General features: G+C 64.3%; 12 protein-coding genes. 5 read left to right on the forward strand and 7 right to left on the reverse strand.

From position 1 onward, the window contains the following. Positions 1-229: hypothetical protein (locus KFO72_RS39825; protein WP_225034370.1), on the reverse strand; the 229-nt coding region annotated here is incomplete at its 3' end. Positions 230-303: 74 nt separating this feature from the next. Between KFO72_RS39825 and KFO72_RS39830 the strand changes: the two genes are divergently transcribed. Then, positions 304-1,050: a response regulator gene (locus tag KFO72_RS39830; RefSeq protein WP_009771308.1), complete on the forward strand. Its 747-nt coding sequence runs from the start codon at positions 304-306 to the stop codon at positions 1,048-1,050. A 100-nt stretch (positions 1,051-1,150) separates the two neighbouring features. On the opposite strand, the gene KFO72_RS39835 is transcribed toward KFO72_RS39830, so the two are convergent. From KFO72_RS39835 to KFO72_RS39850, 4 genes are all read right to left on the reverse strand, one after another. Further along, positions 1,151-1,828, reverse strand: a complete 678-nt coding sequence (locus KFO72_RS39835; protein ID WP_405083842.1) for a flagellar basal body L-ring protein FlgH — start codon at positions 1,826-1,828, stop codon at positions 1,151-1,153. A gap of 63 nt (positions 1,829-1,891) precedes the next feature. Then, the gene (locus KFO72_RS39840; protein ID WP_060599605.1) at positions 1,892-2,617 is read right to left on the reverse strand and encodes a hypothetical protein; all 726 of its coding nucleotides are present in this window, start codon (positions 2,615-2,617) and stop codon (positions 1,892-1,894) included. A gap of 30 nt (positions 2,618-2,647) precedes the next feature. Further along, positions 2,648-2,803 carry a DUF6726 family protein gene (locus tag KFO72_RS39845; RefSeq protein WP_225034372.1) on the reverse strand — a complete coding sequence of 52 codons (156 nt, stop codon included), beginning with the start codon at positions 2,801-2,803 and terminating at the stop codon, positions 2,648-2,650. A 70-nt stretch (positions 2,804-2,873) separates the two neighbouring features. Further along, complete coding sequence (locus tag KFO72_RS39850; protein ID WP_225034374.1) at positions 2,874-3,077, reverse strand: hypothetical protein; 204 nt, start codon at positions 3,075-3,077, stop codon at positions 2,874-2,876. Positions 3,078-3,485: 408 nt separating this feature from the next. Between KFO72_RS39850 and KFO72_RS39855 the strand changes: the two genes are divergently transcribed. Both KFO72_RS39855 and KFO72_RS39860 read left to right on the forward strand, forming a co-directional pair. Continuing rightward, positions 3,486-4,223: a response regulator gene (locus KFO72_RS39855; protein WP_054929135.1), complete on the forward strand. Its 738-nt coding sequence runs from the start codon at positions 3,486-3,488 to the stop codon at positions 4,221-4,223. 16 nt (positions 4,224-4,239) lie between these two features. Beyond that, positions 4,240-5,544, forward strand: coding sequence for an ATP-binding protein (locus KFO72_RS39860; RefSeq protein WP_224101461.1), 1,305 nt, complete (start codon positions 4,240-4,242; stop codon positions 5,542-5,544). 209 nt (positions 5,545-5,753) lie between these two features. Here the strand turns inward: KFO72_RS39860 and KFO72_RS39865 are convergent, their stop codons facing one another. Then, positions 5,754-6,713 carry a tyrosine-protein phosphatase gene (locus KFO72_RS39865; protein ID WP_225034375.1) on the reverse strand — a complete coding sequence of 320 codons (960 nt, stop codon included), beginning with the start codon at positions 6,711-6,713 and terminating at the stop codon, positions 5,754-5,756. Between the two features lie 360 nt (positions 6,714-7,073). On the opposite strand from KFO72_RS39865, the gene KFO72_RS39870 reads away from it, so the two are divergent. Together KFO72_RS39870 and KFO72_RS39875 are read left to right on the forward strand one after the other, a co-directional pair. Continuing rightward, entirely contained in the window at positions 7,074-8,345 is a 1,272-nt protein-coding gene (locus tag KFO72_RS39870; RefSeq protein WP_225034376.1) for an MFS transporter, read from the forward strand. Positions 8,346-8,353: 8 nt separating this feature from the next. Next, the gene (locus tag KFO72_RS39875; protein WP_054929137.1) at positions 8,354-9,622 is read left to right on the forward strand and encodes a D-amino acid dehydrogenase; all 1,269 of its coding nucleotides are present in this window, start codon (positions 8,354-8,356) and stop codon (positions 9,620-9,622) included. 38 nt (positions 9,623-9,660) lie between these two features. On the opposite strand, the gene thpR is transcribed toward KFO72_RS39875, so the two are convergent. Next, positions 9,661-10,278, reverse strand: a complete 618-nt coding sequence (thpR, locus tag KFO72_RS39880) for an RNA 2',3'-cyclic phosphodiesterase (protein WP_225034378.1) — start codon at positions 10,276-10,278, stop codon at positions 9,661-9,663. Positions 10,279-10,548: the final 270 nt, after the last annotated feature.

Below are 10,548 nucleotides of genomic sequence, written 5' to 3' on the forward strand. Positions count from 1 at the left end.
CCGCCCCGCACAGGGGCGACGCTTGAAGCGAGCTAACGTAGAGCGGATGCCAGCGAAAAAACCAAAACACCGAACGGCGACGCCTGAAGCGAGCTAACAAATTGCGGATGCCAGCACAAAGCCCAAAACACCAAAACAGACCGCACGGCAACGCCACCCCAAAAAAATCAAACCGCGCCTGCCCGCGCAGCAAAAAGCCAAAAACCAAAAACCAAAAAGCAAAAACCAAACCTCTTACGCATGAAAGATTTCGAAAGCACCCCCAGCTTCCGCGCGAAGCGCACCCCAACTACTATCGCCAGGATGAACTCATCCATTATGGTCGTCGACGACGACCCCGTCGTCCGCGACATCGTGCGCGACTATCTGCAAGGCCGTGGCTTCACGGTATCCGTGCTCGAGAACGGCATGGCGCTGCAACAGGCACTGCAGCACGAACGTCCCGCACTCGTCGTGCTCGACATCATGATGCCCGAGCTGGACGGTATCAGCGCACTACGCGCGCTGCGCCTCGCAGGCGACAACATCCCCGTGATCCTCCTGACCGCGCGCGCGGATGTGATCGACCGCGTGATCGGTCTCGAACTGGGTGCGGACGACTATCTCGGCAAACCCTTCGACCCGAGCGAACTCGTCGCGCGTATCCGCAGCGTGCTGCGCCGACGCGAAAGCGCGGCGCCGAGCGCGCCCGAAAATCGCGCGCCCTATCGCTTCGGCCGCTTCGAAGTGAATTTTCCCGCGCGCGAACTGCGCCGCGACGGCGAACGCATCGCCCTGCGCTCCAGCGAATTCGCCATGCTCAAAGTGTTCGTCTCGCACGCGATGACCGTGCTCACACGCGCGCAACTGCTCGAAAAACTCCACGGCGGCACCGATACGCACCGCAATCGCAGCCTCGATGTGTCGATCTGGCGCTTGCGCCGGCTGATCGAAGTCGATCCGTCCGAGCCGCGCTACGTGCAAACCGTGTGGGGCAAAGGCTATGTGTTCGTGCCGGATGGCGAGATCGGCGCAGCGGAACGTTACGACGCCCCCGTCGCGAATCTCTGACGCTCCGCGGCGCCGCGCTTCACGCACAGATCGGCATGCGCCGACAGGTCGCGCGCGAACTCGAGAACCACCGCGCGACCCGCGCCGCCCGCGCAAAGCATCAGAACGTCAATACGCTCATGAACATGCGCTGCAGCCACCCAAGCGTCGTCGAATCGGCAAGCATGCCCTGCCCCGCCTGCTCGATACGCGCATTCGCCACCTTGCTCGACGCAACGTAGTTCCCCGACTCGATATCCTTCGGGTTCACGATGCCCGACAGACGCAGCCGGTCCCGGTTGCCGCCCATCGAAATCAGCTTCTCGCCCGACACGACCAGGTTGCCAGTCGGCATCGTGCCGATCACCGTGACGGCCAGCGTCCCCGTCATGCCGCTCGTGTCGGCAATCGAGCCCTGACCCTTGAAGGTCGTGCTCGCCGAGCCGATATTGAACAGCCGCGCCAGACGCGCCGCCGTTCCTGTCGATTTGTCGGCGGCTTCGGCCGTGATGTCGCTCGCGCGGCTCGCCTGCGCATTCGTGCTGTTCGAGCCGGTGTACGACTCGGACAAACGGATCGTCAGCACGTCGCCGATGTGCTGCGCGCGCGGCGTCTCATACAGCAGAATCCCCGTGCCCGCCTGGAAGATCGCGCCCTGCGTGTTCACGTTGAGCGGCGCAGTCGACAGCGGCGGCAGCATCGGCGTGTCGACAATCGAATCTTTCGTGCTGCCGCAACCGGCGAGCGCGTAGAAGACGGCGGCGCTCGTCAGCACGGCGGCCGCGCGTGGCATGTGCATGGCGTTCATGGTGTGTCGTGCCTTTGCGTGTGTTTAAGCAACGAAGCCAATCGAAATCTCCCGTCAACCCGCGTCGGGACTGCTCGCCTGCCATTGCCGCACCACCGACTTCATATACGCGTCCGGGTCCTTCAACAGGTAGATGAGCGTCGCGTTGTGCGTCGCGGGCAACAGGCACAACGTGATCGAACTCACGTCGTTTTCCCAGATGTAGACAGGCAACTGGCCAGCCGTCGGCGAGCTGACCTGCGTCGCGGTGCGCGGCGCACCGTAGCGGTCCTCGAATGCGTCGCGCAGATCGTCGGCCGTGATCTCGTCGATAACGAACGAAATCTCGTACAGACGGAAACCGCTCTGCCCATCGACGCGCACGAAGCGCAGCACATGCTCGTCAGCAGGCGCGCCGTCGACGACGGCACGCGATACTTCCCAACCGTCCGCCACGCGATGCGCCCATTGGCACGCGATCGTCAGGCTCTGCGACGTCTTCAGCCGCATACCGAGCGAACCCGCGACGTTGTCCGTCTCGCACACGGGCACGCTGCCGAGCGGCGTCGCGCGCACCCGCGAGACAGCGCGAAACTCGTCGAGCGTGATGCCGAGCGGAATGCCGCGAAACGCGAACGGCTTGTCGGCGGCGCGCTTTTTCGCGCCGATCGCCGACATGCGCAGCGCGGCCGCCTGTTGCGGCGGCAACATGTTCTGCGCGCTCGCCGCGAACGGCATCAGCGCACAGCACATGGCCACGGCGCATGCGGTCAGCGCGCGCCCGATCGAAGTGAGTTGCATGGCTCGCCTCGCGTAACTGGTGGCAGCAGCTCAGTCGATGGCTGCGGCACAGGCGTCGAACGGCGTCGCGGCCACATGGCCGACGACGGGCAGTATCTTCAGCGTCGCCGAAGTCAGCCGGCACGGCAGCGCCGCGACGGCGCAACCGTCGAGCAGCAGCACCGCCGCGCCCACGGCCGACCACATCGCCAGACGCGTAGCAGCGCGTCTTACGTGCGTGTAAAAGCGTGATCTCGGCACGGCGAACTCCGGCACGTCAGGCCGTCGTGTTGACGTGATTGCCGACCATGCCGACGGGCGAGGCGGACGTTTGCGCCGCGCCCGTCTTGTCGCCCGCCTTGTCGCCCGTCGCCGTCGCGGCGGCCGTCGTGGACGCGCCGCGCGCCGACGGCTTTTCAGCGGCGGAGGGTCGGGCGATGCTTTGCAGTTGCGTGGTGAAATGGTTGTTCTGAACAGTCATGGCAAACCTCGTGAAGTGCGAGAGTCTTCGGGATCGCCGTGCGCCCGTTCGCGAAAGCATCGCTGAGTCCGGCGCACACGGCAGCGTGTGGCATAGCGAATGATCCCGTCTGCCTCGTTGTCACGATGGCTCAAGCAACGCACGTATTTCCGAGGTGCTTACGACCGCTTGCGAATGCACGCGAAATCTTTCCAATCGCGCAACATGCAGAGGTCTTCGCCCAACATCCGCAATGCGTACGTAAGCGAAATATTGCGGACTGCAACGCGCCCGGCGGACCGCTGCGCCCCGCCCTGCAAGACAGGCTCGATAAGCCGTGCGCCGCACGCGCGCTCGCCGAGAGTTTGAGTAAGTGTTGGTAAGGAAAGCTTCAACCGCCGACAAGCCCTGCCGGACTAGAATTTCGATATGAATCCACAGGTCCTCATCGTCGACGACGATCCCGTCGTGCGCGATCTGCTTTGCCGCTTCCTGCAATCGAATGGCTACGATGCATCCGTGCTGCACGACGGCACGCATCTGCAACGGCGTCTCGAACGGGAGCGGCCTTCCGTCGTCGTGCTCGACATCATGATGCCGAACACCGACGGCCTGCGCGCGCTCACCGCGTTGCGCGCCGCCGGCGACGACATTCCCGTGATCTTCGTGACGGCGCGCGGCACGGTGGCCGATCGCATCATCGGGCTGTCGCTGGGCGCCGACGACTATCTGACGAAGCCTTTCGATCCGCGCGAACTGCTCGCACGCATCCAGACCGTGTTGCGCCGTCGCGGCCCGGCGACGACGAGCGCGCCGGAAGCACGCAAGCGTTATCGCTTCGGCCCGTTCGAACTCGATTTCGCGACCCGCACGCTGTCGCGCGATGACACGCGCGTGACGCTGCGCGACAGCGAATTCGCGCTGCTGAAAATCTTCGTCAACAATCCGTACAAGGTGCTGTCGCGCGTGCTGATCCACGATCTCGTGCATCGCGACGACCTGCCGTTCCGCGACCGCAGTCTGGATGTGCCCATCTGGCGTCTGCGCCGCGTAATCGAAAACGATCCGTCGAATCCGTGCTACGTGCAGACGGTGCGCGGCAAGGGCTATGTGTTCGTCCCCGACGCGGACCCCAACGGCGCGCCCTTCGCCGCCGATCCCGCGTGATGCTCGCGTGACCCGCATCAGGAATCCGCTGAATACGCTGTTCGGCAGGATGGCGTTGTTGTCGTCGGCGGTGCTGTTTGCAATTCAGGCTGGCTGGTTCGTGCTGGTCGTGATGCAGCCGCCGCATCACGAGGTGGACGGCTACGCGCGCGGCATTCTGCTCGCGTTGCAGGCGGCGAACGGCGAGCCCGTCAATGGCGCCGACGTCGCGCCCGCGCTGCGCGTGCATCTCGTGCCGACCTGGAATATGCCGGCCACCGTCCATCTCGAGCCGCCCACGCGCAGACCATTCGTGGAACTCACGCGTCATTTGCGCGCGAGCCTGCCCGTCGGCACCGAGATCGCCGTGGACGACACGCATATGCCGCGTCTGTGGGTGCGCTTTCCGCGCAAGTCGATGTGGGTCGTGATACCCGTCGACGTGCCGCCGCGCCCGCGCTTCGTGATCGAATCCATTTCGATGCTGCTTGCCGCGCTACTGCTGTCGCTGCTCGCCGTCTGGCAAATGCAGCGGCCGCTCACGCGCGTCGCGCATGCGGCACGCGCGTTCGGCGCGGGCAGCCGGCCCGAGCCCGTCTCCGAACAGGGCCCGCGCGAACTGCGCGATCTGATCGGCTCGTTCAACGACATGATGCGGCGCCTGAACGAAGCGGGCGACGATCAGGCGGTGATGCTCGCGGGCGTCGCGCACGATCTGAAAGCGCCGCTCACGCGTCTGAAGCTTCGCGCCAGCGTGCTCGCCGACGAGAACGAACGCGCGGGACTGATCCGCGACGTCGATTCGCTGACGAATATCGTGCAGCAGTTCCTGGAATTCGCGGGACAGTCGGCGGAATCGGGACCGATGACGGAAGTGGACGCTTTCCTGCGCGAGCAGTTTTCTTCCACAGACGGCAATGAAGGCAATGAAGCGGACTCTGGCGACGAGGCCGAAGCACCGCTTTTCAGGCTCGATCTGCAGGCCGGTTCGCGCTTCACGCTGCCGCGCACGCTGCTCGATCGGCTCGTCACCAATCTCGTCGACAACGCGTTCGAACACGGCGCGCCGCCCGTCGAAATCGCGACGTCGCGCGACGAACAGCAATGGTTCATCGACGTCCGCGACCACGGGCCGGGCATTCCTGAAGACCGCATCGCGGCTGCGATGAAGCCGTTCGTGCGGCTGGATGCGGCGCGCGGCGGCGAAGGACATTGCGGGTTGGGCCTCGCGATCGTCGTGCGCCTTGCGCATCATCGCGGCGGCAAGTGCACGGTGGAGAATCACCCGGAAGGCGGACTGCATGTGCGCGTCGCGCTGCCTGTCGCCATGCCGGAAGCGTGAGGCGATTGCGGGCCATGAATAGCGGCTGGCGCACGCTGGACACGTTACGCACATTACGCGCGCGCCGTTTGCGCTTACCTTGCCTTACGGTCGCGCCATTTCACCGCGCTACGGGCCTATAGTGCACTCCGGCGTCCTCGGCGCCTCCCTGTTCGGTCCGTCCCGCTGCCACCTGGGACGGGCCGTTTTTTCTTTGTGCGACGGAAAAATCAGAGAAGGAGGCGCTCGCGCAAGGTATCGACGGTCGATTGCGTGAGGCCGAGCCCGCGCGTGAGATAGCCCGACATCGTGCCGTAGCTGGATTGCACCTGGTCGAAGGAGGCCTGCAAAAAGCTGCTCTGCACGCTAGCGAGCGGCTTTTCCGCACTCGCGGCCAGATCGCCGCTCTGCTGGCGGCGTGCTTCGACGCGCGCCGAAATCGCATTCGCCATATACGTGTTCGACAGCAGATAGTCCTGCATGATGATGTCGAACGGCACGTTGGCGATGCTCAGCAGGAGCGCCGCGGCCCAACCCGCGCGATCCTTGCCCGCGCTCGAATGAATCAGCTGTGGACCGGCCGTGCTGGCGAGTTGCGAAAGCAGCGAGCCGAATGCCGCGCGCTGCACGGCATCCGTCACGTAGAGCCGCTGTGCGCGCTCCATCGACGACACCGCGCTCGCCTCGTTATCCAGCATGGGTGTGATGACGTCCTCGCGTCCGATGACGTTGATCTTCACGTACGCCGCGTTGGTGGGCAGCGCGTCGGATGCGCGCTCGATCTCGCCGGGCGTACGCAGATCGTAGACAGCCGCGATGCCGAGCGAATCGAGCACCGCTGCATCGGCGGCGCTTTGCGTCAGCGCATTCGAGCGGTAGAACGCGTTGCGGCGCACCACGCGACCGTCGACGGTCGGATAGCCGGCCGCCGTCCCGCCCACATCACGAAAGTTTTCCAGCGACGCGAGACGCGGCGTCGGCGCCTGATCCGAGCCCGCGTTGTTGCCGCCGCACGCCGTCAGCAGCGTGCTGCCCATACCGGAGAGCAGTAGCGCACCCGCCGTGCTCTTCAGGAAGCGGCGGCGCGACGCGCGATGCGCTCGCGCGTGCGAAGGCGCCGGCACAGTCGGCAAGGCGTAGAGATCGTGCGCAGCGGCGAGCGAAATGTCCGCTTTCGCAGAGGAAGTCATCGTTGTGTCTACAAGGTGCGGCGCGAGTGCCACGCGCGGATGCGAAAGACGCACGCGGGTCACGTGCAGGTTTGACGAACCGATCGACAGTGTAATTAACCGCATGAGCCGATCACTTACGGCGTCGACGTGCAGTGTAATGGACGAAAACAGCTCAAGGGTTACACAGTAGCAATCAGTAAGGAATCGCAATGTAAGCGCATGCGCCGCCATTCCCGCCACGTGAAATGTCGGCGCGCTATTTTTGCCGCGCATTGGCCGCAATCGAGGCGGACCGTAGAATACAAGCCACCTGCGGCACGCCGGACGAACATCAGAATCACAACAGCAACCCACGTACACGGGATCACAGGAGAGGGGATGGCGTCATTTCAGTGGTTTACCGAGTTGTCGACGCGCGAAAGGCGCACGCTCCACGCAGGGTTCGGCGGCTATGCCGTCGACGCGTTCGACTTCATGATCTACTCGTTCCTGATCCCGACGCTGATCGCGACGTGGGGCATGTCGAAAAGCGAAGCGGGGATGATCGCGACGAGTTCGCTGATCTCGTCGGCGATAGGCGGCTGGCTCGCGGGCATACTCGCCGACCGCTACGGGCGCATCCGCGTGCTGCAATGGACTATCGCGACCTTCGCCCTGTTCACCTGCCTGTCGGGCTTCACGCACAACTTCTGGCAACTGCTGACGACGCGCACGCTGCAAGGCATCGGCTTCGGCGGCGAGTGGTCGGTGGTGACGATCATGATGGCGGAGACGATACGCTCGCCGCAGCATCGCGCGAAAGCCGTCGGCACCGTGCAGAGCAGCTGGTCGCTCGGCTGGGGCGCGGCGGCGATTCTCTACTGGGCGTTCTTTGCGTTGCTGCCCGAGGAATACGCGTGGCGCGCATGCTTCTGGATCGGCATCGTGCCCGCGCTGTGGATCATCTATATCCGCCGCAACGTCAGCGATCCCGACATCTATCTCGCCACACGCCGCGCGCGCGACAACGGCTTCGACACCTCGCATTTCCTGCAGATTTTCTCCGCCGCGCACCTGAAGACGACGATCCTCGGCAGCGCGCTATGCAGCGGCATGCTGGGCGGCTACTACGCGATCACGACCTGGCTGCCCACTTATCTGAAGACGGTGCGCCATCTGTCCGTGTTCAACACCAGCGGCTATCTGGTCGTGCTGATCGTCGGTTCGTTCATTGGGTATATCGTCGGCGCGATTCTCTCCGACCGGATCGGACGGCGCGCGTCGTTCGTGCTGTTCGCGATCGGCTCGTTCGTGCTCGGCATGATCTACACGATGCTCCCCATCACCGATGGCGCGATGCTGTTGCTCGGTTTTCCGCTCGGCATCGTCGTGCAGGGAATATTCGCGGGCGTTGGTGCGTATCTATCTGAGCTGTATCCCAATGCGATCCGCGGCTCGGGACAAGGTTTCTGCTATAACCTCGGGCGCGGTGTCGGCTCGTTCTTTCCGATTCTGGTCGGCACGCTGTCGCAGACGATGACGCTCGTGAAGGCGATCGGCATCGTCGCGGGCTCGGGCTATCTGCTGGTCGTCGTCGCGGCGCTGGCGCTGCCCGAAACGAAGGGCAAATCGCTTGCGGCCGAAAGCGCGGAATCGGCGGAACACGTGTAATACCATCCATGCGAACGATCGTTCTCGGCGGCGGCATCATCGGTGTCGCCACCGCTTTCTACCTGCGCGAGCGCGGCTGCGACGTCACCGTGATCGAGCGCGAATCCGACGTCGCGCTGGCGACGAGCTTCGGCAACGCGGGCGTGATCGCGCCCGGCTACGTGACGCCCTGGGCCGCGCCCGGCATGCCGTTCAAGATCCTGAAGTATCTGTTCAAGCCCGCCTCGCCGCTGATCTTCCGGCCGACGTTCGATCTCGCGCAATGGCGCTGGATCGCGCGATGGCTGCGCGAATGCGACCTTGCGCGCTTTCGCGTCAACAAGCAGCGGATGCAGCGTATCGCGTACTACAGCCGCGAATGCCTGCGCGAGTTTCGCGGGCATCATCCGTTCGAATACGGACGCAGCCAGGGCTATCTGCAACTTTTTCGCACGGCGTTCGACGTCGAACTCGCACAACCCGCGCTCGCCGTGCTGCGCGACGCGGGCATCAGCCATCGCGAAGTGAGCGCGGCCGAATGCGCCGAGATCGAGCCGGGACTGCGCTGGGCGCGTCAGGCGCCGTTGAGCGGCCTCTATCTGCCCGACGACGAAGCGGGCGACTGCGCGCGCTTCACGCGGGAATTGCGCGCGATCTGCGAGGCGCATGGTGTGCGCTTTCGTTTCGATACGCGCGTGACGGCACTCGACGTGCGTGGCCGCTCGGTGCATGGCGTGCATGTCGAGAGCGCGGCGGGCAGCGAGACGCTGGTGGCGAACGCCGTCGTCGTGGCGGCGGGCGTCGATAGCGCGGATCTGCTTGCGCCGCTTGGCGTGAAAGTGCCGCTGTATCCCGTGAAGGGGTACTCGGCGACGCTGCAGATCGTCGACGATGAAAAGTCGCCGCGCGCCGCATTGATGGACGAATCGTTGAAGACGGCGATCACGCGTTTCGGGCCGAATCTGCGCGTCGCGGGTACGGCGGAGCTCGGCAACCGGCAGACGACCCTGCGTGAGCAGGCGCTGCAGACGCTGATGAAAGTGCTCGATGACTGGTTCCCGCATGCGACGGCGCCCTCTTCCGCACAGTTCTGGGTTGGACGCCGTCCGATGACGCCCGACGGTGCGCCGTTGCTCGGGCCGTCCGGCATTGACGGGTTGTGGATCAATCTTGGACATGGCTCGACGGGCTGGGCGATGTCGCTGGGATCGGGGCGGGTGGTCGCGGATCTGATTACGCAGCGCGAGCCGGAGATCGATCTGGATGGGTTGACGTTGGGGCGGTATCGCGGTTCCTGATGCTTGTTCGATGTTTTGCGTCTGGTTTGCGGTGAGCGTCATCCGTAGACGACAGGCACGCTTGCCAGCGATCGATAGCGCGCGCCGGTGCGAGCCAGCGTGCTCGAATAGAGCGTCAACGAGTCGAAGCACGCGATGAGTTCGTGTTGCAGGTCCATTGCGGGGCCGACTGCCGCCGCGTCCTGGCGGTAGCGCGCGAGCGTGACGTGCGGGCGGAATGTGCGGGCATCGACGGGCAGGCCGAGCGCGATCATCGACGAGCGCACGCGCCAGTCCAGCGCGGCCAATTCATCGGACATGGCCAGTGTTGCGACTGTCAGGCGCGGGTGCGAGGCGCGGGGCCAATGTTCGATTTTTGTTATTGGCGTGCGCTTGAGTGGCACTGTCTCGTGCGTTAGTGATTCGATCAGCGGTGCGGCTTTTTCTTGTGGCAGTACGCCGATGAACGTTACCGTCAGGTGCAATTGTTCGTAGGGGACGCGTCGCGCAGTCGTGGGGATGTCGATGGACGATAGCGCGTCGCGGGTCGCTGTGTCGGGGACTAGCGCTATGAAGCAACGCTGGTAGTCGTGAGGATTGGTTGTTGCTTCGAGGTTGGGGTCTGAGGCAGACCCGGCGCTTTCTTTTTGGTCTGGGTGCGGATCGGTGCGTTGCATTGGGTGGCTCCTGGCGTGTTCCCGCTGAATCACACTTTATGCCTGTTCGATCGTGGTGTGGTTTGGTTTTCGGTTTTCGGTTTTCGGTGGCGCCTTCGCGGCGCCGGGCGGTTTGGTTGTTGTGGCTTTTTCGCTGGCATCCGCGAATTTTTAGCGCGCTTCAGGCGTCGGTGTTTGGTGGTTTGGGCTTTGCGCGGGCATCCGCGAATTGTTATCTCGCTTCACACGTCGCCCCTGTGCGGGGCGGCACCTACTTTTCTTTGCCGCCGC

This window comes from Paraburkholderia sp. XV, from assembly GCF_020177535.1.
Taxonomy (GTDB): Bacteria; Pseudomonadota; Gammaproteobacteria; order Burkholderiales; family Burkholderiaceae; genus Paraburkholderia; species Paraburkholderia caribensis.